The organism is Klebsiella sp. 141203 (assembly GCF_032601985.1).
Lineage (GTDB): Bacteria > Pseudomonadota > Gammaproteobacteria > Enterobacterales > Enterobacteriaceae > Klebsiella > Klebsiella aerogenes.
This window is the reverse complement of record NZ_JAQIRL010000002.1, coordinates 866442-879375: the sequence shown is the minus strand read 5'-3', so window position 1 is coordinate 879375 and position 12934 is coordinate 866442. Positions and strand designations below refer to the sequence as shown.

Sequence of the window (12934 nt, the reverse complement as noted above, 5' to 3'; positions counted from 1 at the left end):
GTACAACATTTAAGGAGACCCGACAGGTCCCGGAAACTTTCGCGAGGCGCGCTGAATGCGAGTCCTAAGAAAGGCGCTTGATTATAAAAAGGCACGAATAACTTAGCAATCAATTGCTATTTCGTTTTTTGAATAAGACGGTTCCCAAAACAATCTTTATTTCATAAAGATAAAAACACAGACATCTTTGCAAATCCGCCGCCCACCCCGCTTCCCCTCACTCCATTTCGGTGCCATGCTTAAAAAAGCAGCTTTATTCGTATTAAGGAGGAACAGGATGACCAAAATTTATACGCTCACGCTGGCCCCATCACTCGACAGCGCAACGCTGACGCCGCAAATTTACCCCGAAGGCAAATTACGCTGTAGCGCACCGGTATTCGAACCTGGAGGCGGCGGGATCAACGTCGCCCGGGCCATTACCTTTCTGGGGGGTAAAGCGACGGCGATTTTCCCGGTTGGGGGCGCCACCGGCGAGCATCTTACCGCCCTGATGGCAGACGAGCAGGTCCCGGTCGAAACAATAGAAACCCGCGACTGGACGCGGCAAAACTTACATGTGCATGTCGATGCCAGCGGTGAACAATATCGCTTTGTCATGCCCGGCGCGGCGCTAACCGAGGATGAGTTCCGCCGCCTGGAAGAGAAAGTGCTGGCGATTGAGCCCGGTTCGCTGCTGGTTATCAGCGGCAGTCTGCCTCCCGGTATCAGCGTCGAGCATCTGACTCAACTGGTAAAAAACGCGCAGCAGCACGGGCTACGTTGCATCATCGACAGCTCCGGCGATGCGCTGGCCGCCGCGCTGGACGTCGGCAACATTGAGCTGGTCAAACCGAACCAGAAAGAGCTTAGCGCGCTGGTACAGCGCGACCTCAGCCAGCCTGACGACGTACGCAATGCCGCGCTGGAGCTCATCCGCTCCGGAAAAGTACGCCGGGTTGTGGTTTCGCTGGGCCCGCAGGGGGCGCTGGGAGTTGATGCCTCCGGCAGCGTACAGGTGGTGCCGCCGCCGATGAAAAGCCAAAGCACCGTAGGTGCCGGCGACAGTATGGTCGGCGCGATGACTTTGCGTCTCGCCGAGCACGCCTCGCTGGAAGATATGGTCCGCTTTGGCGTCGCCGCCGGTAGCGCCGCCACGATTAACCACGGCACCCGCCTGTGTTCATTAGCCAATACGCAAAAAATCTACGATTACCTGTGTGCCCGCTAGTCTCGCCCCCCTTCGCTCCGGTGAAGGGGGTCAATTCGCTATCATGGTCTATGCTAGAAATTCCATGCATAACAACAGAGTGAAAAATGAGCAACGATATTACCGCGCACGTGATCACCGTTAAATTTCAGGAACAGACGCTGACCGAGATAAATGAGCTCAGCAATCATTTCATCCGCGCAGGTTTTGTCCTGACGCTCAACGACGAAGATGGAAAAACGCATGAATTAGGCACCAACACGTTTGGCCTGCTGAGCGCGCAGAGCGCCGACGACGTGCGGGCTTTAAGCGCAGGCCTTGCGGAAACCGCTCTAGGCAGACCAGCAGAGATAGCCATCACCACATTTAGCGAATGGTTAAAAGCTCAATAAGTGCGATCGCCATCGTGGAAGGCGCCAGTTGTGCGTTAGCTCGAACTTTACGGCCAGGTTATACGCTAACCTTATGATATGGTGGAAAACATGGGGAGAGACAGCATGTGGCAAGCTATTAGCAATTTGTTAAGCGAGCAGCACACTGACGGCGCTGAAATCGAACTGCGCAACGAGCTACCCGGCGGGGAAATCCATGCCGCCTGGCATTTACGTTTTGGCGGGAAAGACTATTTCGTCAAATGCGATGAACGCGAGCTGCTCCCCATTTTTACCGCGGAGGCGGATCAGCTGGAGCTGCTCTCGCGCTGTAAAACCGTCAGCGTTCCGCAGGTCTTTGCCGTCGGCAGCGATCGGGATTACAGCTTTCTGGTGATGGAATATTTACCGCCGCGACCGCTGGACGCGCATAACGCGTTTCTGCTCGGTCAGCAAATTGCCCATTTACATCAGTGGAGCGACCAGCCGCAATTTGGCCTTGATTTTGACAACGATCTGTCGACGACCCCGCAGCCGAATGCCTGGCAGCGCCGCTGGTCAACGTTTTTCGCTGAACAACGCATTGGCTGGCAGCTGGAGTTAGCGGCGGAAAAAGGACTGCACTTCGGCGATATCGACAGCATTGTCGACACCGTACAGCAGCGGCTCAGCAACCATCAGCCGCAGCCCTCTTTATTACATGGCGACTTGTGGTCCGGTAACTGCGCGCTAGGGCCCAATGGGCCGTATATTTTCGATCCGGCATGTTATTGGGGCGATCGCGAATGCGATCTGGCAATGCTGCCTCTGCATCCGGAACAGCCGCCGCAGATTTACGACGGCTACCAGTCGGTCTCGCCGCTGCCTGCTGGCTTCCTTGAACGACAACCGATTTACCAGCTTTATACCTTACTTAATCGGGCGATTCTGTTCGGCGGCCAGCATCTGGTCACCGCGCAAAAAGCGCTCGATGAAGCCCTGCAATAAGCGTAAAAAAAGGCCCTCAAAGGGGCCTTTTTCTTCAGCAAGTTTAATCCATTTTTACGCCGTTTAAGCGGAATTTGATGTTCATCGTCAAACCAGTGCCCGGCCTGCCTGCCTCGTAGCGCCATTTGCGCATCGCTGTTTTGACATCACGCTCAAACATATTGGCCGGCTTCGCAGAGAGTATCTGAATATTCTCCACGCGACCATCGGCAGTAACATCAAATTTCACGCGCACATCACCTTCAATACGCAGCGCCTGGGCACGTTGCGGGTAAGAAGGGTCGCCGCGTTTCAACGCTTTAGGACCGCTCGGCGCGGTAGTCATCGGTTTTGCCGTTGCCGCCGTCGTACTCGGCGCGGTACGCGCAGGCGCCGTATTGCTGTTCTCAAACGGCGAGACCGGGCGCGGCTCAGCGGGTTTCACCTCGCGTTTCGGCTCGACTTTTTTCTCTGGTTTAGGCTTTGGTTTCGGCTTAGGTTTGGGCTTCGGTTCCGGTTTGTGAATAACCACTGGCGCCTCTTTTGGCGGCTCAGGCACCACTTCAGGCTCCGGTTCCGGCTCCGGTTCAACAACGGGTTCAACGACCGGCTGCGCCGCCTGCGGAGGCTCTAAATCCGCCGGCGCCACCATTGTTATTTCGATTGGCTGTGAAGGCGAAGGCTTTTCAATAACCTGATGTACCGAGGTATAAAGCAACCCCGCCACAACGGCACCGTGGATAGCCACGGACAGCAGCGTTGGCCACGGAAAGCGGCGAGGTAAATCAAGGGTCATTGCGCTCATAGTCGTTTCTGTTGAAAAATGATGCCCTGATTTTAAATGCAAATAGCAATCATATTCAATAAGGCGTGTTATCCTGCATCAAATTTTGCCTCGTTTTGTGGAAAAAAACCGGCGTGCCGTGGCATGCTAAAGGCGTGCGCATCTTACATTGCTGCTCATAACGCTTTCACGTCACGTGATTTGCCAATTTTTTGATTAAGGAGCCTTGCCGTGCTTTACGTCATCTACGCAGAAGATATCGCCGATTCTCTGGAAAAACGCCAGGCGGTGCGCCCTGCCCATCTGGCGCGCCTACAACTATTACATGATGAAGGCCGTTTACTGACCGCAGGCCCGATGCCCGCGGTAGATAGCAATGAACCTGGCGCGGCAGGATTTAGCGGCTCAACGGTTATCGCAGAATTTGAATCGCTGGAAGCGGCGCAGTCCTGGGCCAACGATGACCCCTATATCGCCGCGGGCGTCTATCAGCACGTCTCGGTAAAACCTTACAAGAAAGTATTTTAATCAAGCGCTTAAAACACAGAGGCACCGCAAGCGGTGCCTTTCGTTTTAACGCTCAGAATTCAGAGAAGGTGAACAGCAAAGCATGACGTTGCCGTTTGACCAGGCACTTCCTGATTGAAAGAATCCGCATGTTGCGGCGAGATTGGGCTTCCAGCCAGCGCGATTTACGGCGACTTACCTGTCTAAGCATGCGCCAGCGCCCTACTTCCGTTCTACTACGCTTCATTGCTACTACTCTACGAGTGAAAAACAGCCCTCATTATAAACCGATGAATCTGTCTGACCATCGCTTTCGCTGCGTTTTTATTTGCCAGATGGATGATGATGCGTAAACTCATGGCATCGGGCTATTCAAAAGGATTTTTCATCTATGACAACCTTTTACACGGTCGTAAACTGGCTGGTCATTCTGGGGTACTGGCTGTTGATTGCAGGTGTTACATTACGCATTCTAATGAAACGCCGCGCGGTACCTTCCGCCATGGCATGGTTACTGATTATTTATATCCTGCCGCTGGTGGGAATTATCGCTTACCTCTCCTTCGGCGAACTGCATCTTGGTAAGCGTCGAGCCGAGCGCGCTCGCGCCATGTGGCCCTCCACCGCCAAATGGCTAACGGACCTAAAAAGCTGCAAACATATCTTTGCTGAAGAAAATAGCCCGGTTGCCGAATCACTGTTCAAACTCTGTGAACGTCGCCAGGGGATCGCTGGCGTAAAAGGTAACCAGCTACAGCTGCTGACCGAATCTGATGATGTGATGCAGGCGCTGATTCGAGACATCCAGCTGGCGCGGCATAACATCGAAATGGTGTTCTACATCTGGCAGCCCGGCGGGATGGCCGACCAGGTGGCGGAATCGTTGATGGCCGCCGCGCGTCGCGGCGTGCATTGTCGACTGATGCTCGATTCAGCCGGTAGCGTCGCCTTTTTCCGCAGCCCGTGGGCGGCCATGATGCGTAACGCCGGTATCGAGGTGGTTGAAGCGCTTAAAGTTAACCTGATGCGTGTATTCTTACGTCGTATGGATCTGCGCCAGCACCGTAAAATGGTGATGATTGACAACTATATCGCCTACACCGGCAGCATGAATATGGTCGATCCGCGCTACTTCAAACAGGATTCCGGCGTCGGTCAGTGGGTCGATCTGATGGCGCGAATGGAAGGCCCGGTGGCCACGGCGATGGGGATCGTCTACTCCTGCGACTGGGAAATTGAAACCGGCAAGCGAATTTTGCCCCCGCCGCCGGACGTCAACATCATGCCGTTTGAAGAGGCTAACGGGCATACCATTCATACCATTGCATCCGGTCCCGGCTTCCCGGAAGATTTGATTCATCAAGCGTTGTTAACCGCAGCCTATGCGGCGAAAGAACACCTGATTATGACCACCCCCTACTTCGTCCCCAGCGATGACCTGCTGCACGCCATCTGTACCGCAGCCCAGCGCGGCGTCGAGGTCAGTATTATTATGCCGCGCAAAAACGACTCCCTGCTGGTAGGCTGGGCCAGCCGCGCCTTCTTCACTGAACTGCTTGCCGCTGGCGTGAAAATTTACCAATTCGAAGGCGGCCTGCTACATACCAAAAGCGTGCTGGTGGATGGCGAATTGAGCCTGGTCGGTACCGTTAATCTCGATATGCGCAGCCTGTGGCTTAATTTCGAGATCACGCTGGCGATCGACGACGTGGGCTTCGGCGGCGACCTGGCGGCGGTGCAGGACGATTACATCTCCCGTTCACGCCTGCTGGATGCAAAATTGTGGGCCAAACGCCCGCTATGGCAGCGGATCGCAGAGCGACTGTTTTACTTCTTCAGCCCGTTGCTGTAAAACGTGCCCATCAGATGCTTAACGGGTAGCAATCATGGATATGGATTTAAACAATCGCCTGACCGAAGACGAAACGCTCGAACAGGCTTACGATATCTTTCTTGAGCTGGCGGCGGATAACCTCGACCCGGCAGATATCATCCTTTTCAACCTGCAGTTTGAGGAGCGCGGCGGCGCAGAACTGTTTGACCCGGCGGAAGACTGGCAAGAGCATGTCGATTACGACCTCAATCCAGATTTCTTCGCCGAAGTCGTTATTGGCCTTGCCGATACCGATGGCGGCGAGATCAACGATATTTTCGCTCGCGTTCTGCTGTGCCGGGAAAAAGATCACAAACTGTGCCATATTCTGTGGCGCGAATAAGCATTAAGCTAATGCGCCTGTAAAAAAGCCTGCCGACAGTAATATCGGCAGGCTTTTTGTTTTATATGTTATTGCGGTAATTCTGTTCCGCAAGCGTGGCAGAAACGGGCATTTTTATCATGCTCGGCGTTATTGCAGTTTGGGCAAACGCGGCGAGCGCGTCGGTTTTGCAGCGCCGTAGTCATATGTGTCGTTATCAGCCCGGTTGGGATGGCGATGATAGAATAACCGATGAGAATAAGTACAGAGGCGAGTATCCGCCCTAATGGAGTATGTGGCGTAATGTCGCCGTATCCCACGGTAGTAATTGTGACGATTGCCCAATAGACCGAAGCATTTAAGGTGGTAAACCCGTATTGCGGCCCTTCAATTAAATACATCAGCGAGCCGAAAATCACCATCACAATAGCAATAAACGAGTAAAACAGAATGAGCTGATGACGGGCGCTGACGATAGCCCGCCAAAAAATATTCAGCGACGGCATAAAGCGCAGCAGTTTAAGAATACGCAGCGCGCGGATAACCCGCATGGCCCGCCAGGCAAAGACATACTCGAGGCTCATTTCCGGCCATAACCACATTACATACAGCGGTAAAACGGTCGCCAGATCGATAAATCCCCAGAAGCTGAAGATATAGCGTAGCGGATTCGGCCAGCTTATAACGCGTAGAATATATTCTGCGGTGAAGACCGCGGTAACCCCCAGCTCCAGCCAAACAAAAACATGCCACTCATCAAGCGACAGGTGATATTGCGAGCCGAGTCCGGACTCAACAAAAATAATGACCACGCTTAACAGGGCGAATAAACCGCAAAGCCCTTCAAAACGACGGCCGGAGCGACGAGTTTGATCGAAGAGTAGATGGTATAGCCGCAAACGGGCGGCGGAGAGCGAAACTGCCACGTTAACCTCACAATAAAAAAGGGCTGACATCAGTCAGCCCGAGTGATTATAACGGGTCTACCTTCAGGCAGGAAACCGCATGGCGGAAACTGCCCTCCAGCACCGGCCGCGTTTTGGCGCATTCGGGCCCGGCCAATGGACATCGGGTGCGAAATACGCAACCCGAAGGCGGATTAATCGGTGAAGGTAATTCCCCTTCCAATAGTTGGATGGTTTTATTCTTCTCCAGATCCGGATCCGGCACCGGTACGGCCGACATCAGCGCTTTGGTATAAGGATGCAGCGGATTATGATACACCTCATCATAGGTGCCCAACTCCACCGCATGGCCTAAATACATGACCAACACGCGGTCGGAAATGTGTTTCACTACCGCCAGGTCGTGGGCGATAAAAATCAACGATAGCCCCATCTCCCGCTGCAGCTGCTGTAGTAAGTTCACCACCTGCGCCTGAATGGAAACGTCCAGCGCCGATACTGGCTCATCGCAAATGATCAATTTAGGCTCAAGGATCAGCGCGCGAGCGATACCAATGCGCTGACATTGGCCGCCGGAGAATTCATGCGGATAGCGGTTAATCAGGTTCGGCAACAGGCCGACCTTCATCATCATCGCCTTCACGCGATCGCGCACTTCCTGACGAGACATCTTAGGATGATAGGTCCGCAGCGGTTCAGCGATGATTTCGCCAATGGTCATACGCGGATTCAGCGATGCTAAAGGATCCTGGAAGATCATCTGGATATCGCTGCGCACGTCGCGCCACTCTTCCGGCTTCATGCCTAACAGATCTTTTCCAAGCCAGGCCACTTTACCGTCGGTAGCTTTCACCAGGCCGATGATGGCGCGGGCGAAGGTCGATTTACCGCAACCGGATTCGCCGACCACGCCCAGCGTTTCGCCTTCATACAGGCGCAGAGTAACGCCATCCACCGCTTTGAGCGTTTTTGACGGTTGCCAGAACCATTGCTTGCCATCTTTAATATCAAAATGCACTTTCAGATCGGCAATTTCGAGCAGCACTTTTCTTTGTTCGATCACGGCGTTCATAGCAGATCCCCTACCGGTTTAAAGCAAGCGCGCAGGCGGCCTGGCGCAAACGACTCCAGAGGCGGAGCGCTATTACAGATTTCCATGGCATGCGGGCAGCGCGGCTGGAACGGACAGCCTTTCGGCAGACGCAGCAGGTTCGGCGGGTTACCAGGAATTGTTAGCAAGGAATCGCCTTCGCCATCGAGACGCGGTACCGCATTGAGTAAACCAATCGAGTACGGGTGCGACGGTTGATAGAAGACGTCTCGCGCCTGACCGTATTCCATGGTACGCCCGGCATACATCACCAGAACCTTATCGCAGATCCCCGCTACCACGCCGAGGTCGTGGGTAATCATTATAATCGCGGTGTTAAACTCGCGCTTCAGCTCGTTAAGCAGGGTCATGATCTGCGCCTGCACGGTGACGTCCAACGCGGTGGTCGGTTCATCGGCAATCAGCAGTTTTGGCCGACATAACAGCGCCATGGCAATCATCACGCGCTGGCGCATCCCGCCGGAGAACTCGTGCGGGAACATCTTCATGCGCTTACGCGCTTCCGGCATCTTCACCGCATCGAGCATTCTTACCGACTCTTCAAAAGCCGCGGCTTTGCTCAGCCCTTTATGCAGCATCAGCACTTCCATCAGCTGCTCGCCAACCCGCATATAAGGGTTCAACGACGTCATCGGGTCCTGGAAAATCATCGAAATCTGTTCGGCACGCAGCTTATTCAGATCGCGCTCGGGCAAATTAAGGATTTCGCGACCGTTAAAAGTGGCGGAACCGCTAATATGACCATTCGCGGCCAAAAGCCCCATTAGCGCGAATGCCGTTTGCGATTTCCCGGAACCTGACTCACCGACGATTCCTAAGGTTTCGCCGGCCCGCAGGTTAAAATTCAGATCGTTAACCGCGGTGACATCGCCGTCCGGCGTTTTAAACGTCACCCGAAGATCCTTCACATCCAGCAGCAGACCGCTTTGCTGCGCGGCCTGCGGCGCTTTAGCCATTTCAATTGTGCTCATGACGGCGCTCCTTAGCGGTCTTTCGGGTCGAGGGCATCACGCAGGCCATCGCCGATAAAGTTAAAACAAAACAGCGTTACCACCAGGAAACCGGCAGGGAACAACAACAGCCACGGCGAGACTTCCATTGAGTTGGCGCCATCACTGAGTAACGCGCCCCAACTGCTCAGCGGTTCCTGGGTGCCAAGGCCGAGGAAGCTCAGGAAGGATTCGAACAGAATCATGCTGGGTACCAGCAGTGAAGCGTAAACCACCACCACGCCCAGGACGTTCGGCACAATATGACGAATAACGATATTCGCGGTGGAGACCCCGCCGACCTGCGCGGCTTCGATGAACTCTTTACGTTTCAGACTCAGGGTCTGACCGCGTACGATACGCGCCATATCCAGCCACGACACCATCCCGATAGCCACAAAGATCAGCAGGATGTTCTGACCAAAGAAGGTCACCAGCAGGATCACGAAGAACATGAACGGGAAGGAGTTGAGGATTTCCAGTAAACGCATCATCACCGAGTCCACTTTGCCGCCGAGATAACCGGAAAGTGAACCATAGAGGGTGCCGAGGATCACCGCCACCAGCGCCGCAGCCACGCCAACCATCAGCGATATGCGTCCGCCTATCGCCACGCGCACCAGCAGGTCGCGACCGGATGAATCGGTGCCAAAATAGTGACCAGACTCCATATCCGGAGCGTTAGACATCATCCCCCAGTCGGTATCGAAATAGGAAAACTGCGACAGCATTGGAGCGATAGTCACAAACAGCGCAATAATCACCAGCACAATCAGGCTGGCCACCGCCGCGCGGTTATGCATAAAGCGGCGACGCGCATCCTGCCACAGGCTACGGCCTTCAACTTCCAGTTTCTCACTGAAGTTCTCCAGCGCCTCGCTATTTTTCTTACTTAACATCATGGCGAACTCCGGCTTCAGTAGCGAATTTTCGGATCGATGACGGCGTACAGCACGTCGACGATCGCGTTAAACAGAATGGTCAGCGCGCCGACCAGAATCGTCAGGCTGAGCACCAGCGAGTAGTCGCGGTTAAGCGCTCCGTTGACGAATAACTGGCCAATACCCGGCAGGCCGTAAATTGTCTCGATAACCATTGAGCCAGTGATAATGCCAACGAACGCCGGGCCCATATAGGAAAGCACCGGCAGCAACGCAGGCTTCAGCGCGTGGCGGAAGATAATTCTGCGCATCGGCAGGCCTTTCGCCCGCGCGGTGCGGATGAAGTTAGAGTGCAAAACTTCAATCATCGAACCGCGGGTGATACGGGCGATACTGGCAATATAGGCCAGCGATAACGCCACCATCGGCAGGATCATAAATTTCAGTGCCCCGCCGTTCCAGCCGCCGCCAGGCAGCCAGTGCAGCGTGATGGCGAAAATCATCACCAGCAGCGGCGCCACCACGAAACTCGGTATGACGACGCCGGTCATTGCCACCCCCATCACCGCGTAGTCCCATTTGGTATTCTGTTTTAAGGCGGCAATAACCCCGGCGCTAACGCCAAGAATCACGGCTAATAAGAAGGCTGCAAGGCCCAATTTGGCGGAAACCGGGAAGCTTGATGCAACCAGATCGTTCACCGAATAATCTTTATATTTGAAGGAAGGACCGAAATCACCGTGCGCCAGTTGCTTCAGATAATTGAAGTACTGGGTCATGATGGGGTCGTTTAAATGATATTTCGCTTCAATGTTCGCCATGACTTCCGGCGGCAGCGTGCGTTCACCGGTAAAAGGACTGCCCGGCGCGAGGCGCATCATGAAGAAAGAGATAGTAATAAGAATAAATAGCGTCGGAATCGCTTCCAGACAGCGACGTAATATGAATTTTAACATTGCCCGTACCTTCTGGCCTGTGCCTATCGAGTGCGATGAATTCAGACACGGTGGGGCAAGCTCAGCCTGCCCCACGTCTTGCCATTAATGTTTGATAATATAAAGGTTCTTCACGTAAATATTATCCAACGGGTCTTTACCGGTATAACCGCCAACCCACGGTTTAACCAGGCGTGCGTTCACATAGTAGTAAACAGGAACAATCGCGGAATCTTTATCCAGCTGTTGTTCGGACTGCGCGTACAGCTCGGCGCGTTTCGCTTCATCGGTGACCTGCAGAGTATCGCCGATGATCTTATCGAATGCCGGGCTCTTATAATGCGCCGTGTTGTTAGAGCTGTCGCTGAGCATGGTGTTCAGGAACGATGTCGGCTCATTGTAATCAGCGCACCAGCCAGCGCGCGCGACGTCAAAGGTGCCCTGATGACGGCTATCGAGGAAGGTTTTCCACTCCTGATTTTCCAGCTTAACGTTAGCGCCAAGGTTTTTCTTCCAGATGGACGCCACGGCGATAGCCAGTTTTTTATGTAAATCAGAGGTGTTATACAGCAGGTTAAAGGTCAGCGGCTTATCAGCGGTATAGCCGGCTTCCGCCAGCAATTTTTTCGCTTCTTCATTACGCTTGTCCTGAGACCATTTGAACCACTCCGGTTCAACAAGTTTCATGCCATCGGTGTATGGCGGGGTATAACTGTAAGCCGGCAGATCGCCCTGGTTTTTCACTTTATTAACGATAATATCGCGATCCAGCGCCAGCTTAAGCGCGGTACGGACGCGTACGTCGGTAAATGGCGCTTTCTGGTTATTGATTTCGTAATAATAAGTACACAGATAAGGATCGACGTGAACTTCTTTCGGAATCTCTTTTTTCAGCTTCTGGAACAGTTCAATCGGCATGTTGTTATAAGTCATGTCGATTTCGCCGCTGCGGTAGCGGTTGACATCGGTAACTTCAGAAGAAATTGGCAGGTAAGTTACCTGGTTAATAACGGTTTTGGCGTTGTCCCAGTAATTCGTATTACGCTCGAGCACAATACGTTCGTTCACCACCCAGTCTTTTAATTTATAGGCGCCGTTGGTGACGATATTCGCAGGCTGCGTCCATTTCTCGCCATATTTTTCGATGGCGGCTTTTGGTACTGGAGAAACGGATGGATGGACGAGGAGTTTATAGAAATACGGAACCGGTTCGCTCAGCGTGACTTCAAACGTTTTGTCATCGATCGCTTTGACGCCGAGATCGGTTGCCGGTTTTTTGCCGGCAATAATCTCATCGACGTTAGCCACATGGCCATACTGAAGATAGCTGGCGTAAGGTGATGCCGTTTTCGGATCCGCCAAACGCTGCCAGCTATAAACGAAATCTTGCGCGGTAACCGGTGAACCGTCGGACCATTTGGCATCTTTGCGAATATGGAAAGTCCAGACTTTAAAATCCTTGTTATCCCACGATTCGGCAACGCCCGGAACTGGATGGCCGTTAAGATCGCCAATCACTAACCCTTCAAACAGATCGCGGTTAACGTTGGACTCCGGTACACCTTCAATTTTATGCGGATCCAGAGATTGCACCTCTGCCCCGTTATTACGTACCAGCGTTTGTTTATCCGCCAGTTGCACCCCGGCAGGGACATCAGCTGCCATAGCAACATTTGCGGTGATGAGCGCAGATAAAATTCCCGCCGCTACCAGACTTTTTTTAGTGATGATGGTCATGTGTTGTTACTCCACTCATTATAATTACTGGTTATTTAACCAGCCTGTTATTTTTCCCTTATAGGGATTCTGTACAGTGCAGGAGTCTTTGCCGCTGTCAGATTCTACTGCTTGCTATCACCGACTTATTTATTACGACCGCTCAAACGGCAGCCTTGACGTCGATTCTTTATCCCCTGTCCAGAGGGGGAATGCCGGCACAATGAGTTATGTAATAATAATTCTCATTTGTGCACATTATTTAGTTAGCGATCAGGCCGGAAAGTACCAAAACGGTTTCTTGTCCGCCAATGCAATTTGCAAATATGTTACCGGATTCTCTTTTATTGTTTTTTTTACCGTGCTTAACCTGAGACTTATGACG

The 12934-nt window shown here is 53.1% G+C and carries 14 protein-coding genes; 6 read left to right on the top strand and 8 right to left on the bottom strand.

Annotated features, from left to right (window positions below):
- Positions 1–277: 277 nt before the first annotated feature.
- From pfkB to PGR29_RS11855, 3 genes are all read left to right on the top strand, one after another.
- A complete protein-coding gene (gene pfkB / locus PGR29_RS11865; protein WP_087857936.1) occupies positions 278–1210 on the top strand; it encodes a 6-phosphofructokinase II in 933 nt (310 codons plus the stop codon).
- A gap of 86 nt (positions 1211–1296) precedes the next feature.
- Positions 1297–1581, top strand: coding sequence for a type V toxin-antitoxin system endoribonuclease antitoxin GhoS (ghoS, locus tag PGR29_RS11860; protein ID WP_087857937.1), 285 nt, complete (start codon positions 1297–1299; stop codon positions 1579–1581).
- 105 nt (positions 1582–1686) lie between these two features.
- Positions 1687–2547: a fructosamine kinase family protein gene (locus PGR29_RS11855; RefSeq protein ID WP_087857938.1), complete on the top strand. Its 861-nt coding sequence runs from the start codon at positions 1687–1689 to the stop codon at positions 2545–2547.
- Between the two features lie 43 nt (positions 2548–2590).
- Here the strand turns inward: PGR29_RS11855 and tonB are convergent, their stop codons facing one another.
- A complete protein-coding gene (gene tonB / locus PGR29_RS11850) occupies positions 2591–3331 on the bottom strand; it encodes a TonB system transport protein TonB (protein ID WP_271031887.1) in 741 nt (246 codons plus the stop codon).
- Between the two features lie 210 nt (positions 3332–3541).
- Here tonB and PGR29_RS11845 point away from each other — a divergent pair, with 210 nt between their 5' ends.
- The gene (locus tag PGR29_RS11845; protein WP_015367051.1) at positions 3542–3838 is read left to right on the top strand and encodes a YciI family protein; all 297 of its coding nucleotides are present in this window, start codon (positions 3542–3544) and stop codon (positions 3836–3838) included.
- A 52-nt stretch (positions 3839–3890) separates the two neighbouring features.
- Here PGR29_RS11845 and PGR29_RS11840 read toward each other — a convergent pair whose 3' ends face one another.
- A complete protein-coding gene (locus PGR29_RS11840) occupies positions 3891–4064 on the bottom strand; it encodes a YciY family protein (RefSeq protein WP_086538044.1) in 174 nt (57 codons plus the stop codon).
- A 144-nt stretch (positions 4065–4208) separates the two neighbouring features.
- On the opposite strand from PGR29_RS11840, the gene cls reads away from it, so the two are divergent.
- Positions 4209–5669: a cardiolipin synthase gene (gene cls / locus PGR29_RS11835; protein ID WP_045397543.1), complete on the top strand. Its 1461-nt coding sequence runs from the start codon at positions 4209–4211 to the stop codon at positions 5667–5669.
- 34 nt (positions 5670–5703) lie between these two features.
- A complete protein-coding gene (locus tag PGR29_RS11830) occupies positions 5704–6033 on the top strand; it encodes an HI1450 family dsDNA-mimic protein (RefSeq protein ID WP_015367064.1) in 330 nt (109 codons plus the stop codon).
- Positions 6034–6101: 68 nt separating this feature from the next.
- Here the strand turns inward: PGR29_RS11830 and PGR29_RS11825 are convergent, their stop codons facing one another.
- The 6 genes from PGR29_RS11825 to oppA all read right to left on the bottom strand — a co-directional run bounded on the left by PGR29_RS11825 (position 6102) and on the right by oppA (position 12570).
- On the bottom strand, positions 6102–6968 hold the full coding sequence (locus PGR29_RS11825; protein WP_162750197.1) for an ion transporter: 867 nt from the start codon (positions 6966–6968) through the stop codon (positions 6102–6104).
- Between the two features lie 16 nt (positions 6969–6984).
- Positions 6985–7989, bottom strand: a complete 1005-nt coding sequence (oppF, locus tag PGR29_RS11820; protein WP_059304977.1) for a murein tripeptide/oligopeptide ABC transporter ATP-binding protein OppF — start codon at positions 7987–7989, stop codon at positions 6985–6987.
- Positions 7986–8999 carry an ABC transporter ATP-binding protein gene (locus tag PGR29_RS11815; protein WP_113374162.1) on the bottom strand — a complete coding sequence of 338 codons (1014 nt, stop codon included), beginning with the start codon at positions 8997–8999 and terminating at the stop codon, positions 7986–7988. The genes oppF and PGR29_RS11815 overlap by 4 nt, the downstream gene beginning before the upstream one ends.
- Before the next feature lie 11 nt (positions 9000–9010).
- Positions 9011–9919 (bottom strand): oligopeptide ABC transporter permease OppC, encoded by a 909-nt coding sequence (oppC, locus tag PGR29_RS11810; RefSeq protein ID WP_087857941.1) that lies wholly within the window; start codon positions 9917–9919, stop codon positions 9011–9013.
- A 14-nt stretch (positions 9920–9933) separates the two neighbouring features.
- Positions 9934–10854, bottom strand: a complete 921-nt coding sequence (gene oppB / locus PGR29_RS11805; RefSeq protein ID WP_015367069.1) for an oligopeptide ABC transporter permease OppB — start codon at positions 10852–10854, stop codon at positions 9934–9936.
- An 84-nt stretch (positions 10855–10938) separates the two neighbouring features.
- Positions 10939–12570 carry an oligopeptide ABC transporter substrate-binding protein OppA gene (gene oppA, locus PGR29_RS11800; protein ID WP_045397547.1) on the bottom strand — a complete coding sequence of 544 codons (1632 nt, stop codon included), beginning with the start codon at positions 12568–12570 and terminating at the stop codon, positions 10939–10941.
- Between the last annotated feature and the right edge of the window lie 364 nt (positions 12571–12934).

Coding starts and splice junctions, on each gene's coding strand:
- pfkB (WP_087857936.1), top strand. CDS start 278: ATGACCAAAATTTATACGCTCACGCTGGCCCCATCACTCGACAGCGCA.
- PGR29_RS11830 (WP_015367064.1), top strand. CDS start 5,704: ATGGATATGGATTTAAACAATCGCCTGACCGAAGACGAAACGCTCGAA.
- oppA (WP_045397547.1), bottom strand. CDS start 12,570: ATGACCATCATCACTAAAAAAAGTCTGGTAGCGGCGGGAATTTTATCT.
- cls (WP_045397543.1), top strand. CDS start 4,209: ATGACAACCTTTTACACGGTCGTAAACTGGCTGGTCATTCTGGGGTAC.
- ghoS (WP_087857937.1), top strand. CDS start 1,297: ATGAGCAACGATATTACCGCGCACGTGATCACCGTTAAATTTCAGGAA.
- PGR29_RS11840 (WP_086538044.1), bottom strand. CDS start 4,064: ATGAAGCGTAGTAGAACGGAAGTAGGGCGCTGGCGCATGCTTAGACAG.
- oppF (WP_059304977.1), bottom strand. CDS start 7,989: ATGAACGCCGTGATCGAACAAAGAAAAGTGCTGCTCGAAATTGCCGAT.
- PGR29_RS11815 (WP_113374162.1), bottom strand. CDS start 8,999: ATGAGCACAATTGAAATGGCTAAAGCGCCGCAGGCCGCGCAGCAAAGC.
- oppB (WP_015367069.1), bottom strand. CDS start 10,854: ATGTTAAAATTCATATTACGTCGCTGTCTGGAAGCGATTCCGACGCTA.
- tonB (WP_271031887.1), bottom strand. CDS start 3,331: ATGAGCGCAATGACCCTTGATTTACCTCGCCGCTTTCCGTGGCCAACG.
- oppC (WP_087857941.1), bottom strand. CDS start 9,919: ATGATGTTAAGTAAGAAAAATAGCGAGGCGCTGGAGAACTTCAGTGAG.
- PGR29_RS11855 (WP_087857938.1), top strand. CDS start 1,687: ATGTGGCAAGCTATTAGCAATTTGTTAAGCGAGCAGCACACTGACGGC.
- PGR29_RS11825 (WP_162750197.1), bottom strand. CDS start 6,968: ATGTCAGCCCTTTTTTATTGTGAGGTTAACGTGGCAGTTTCGCTCTCC.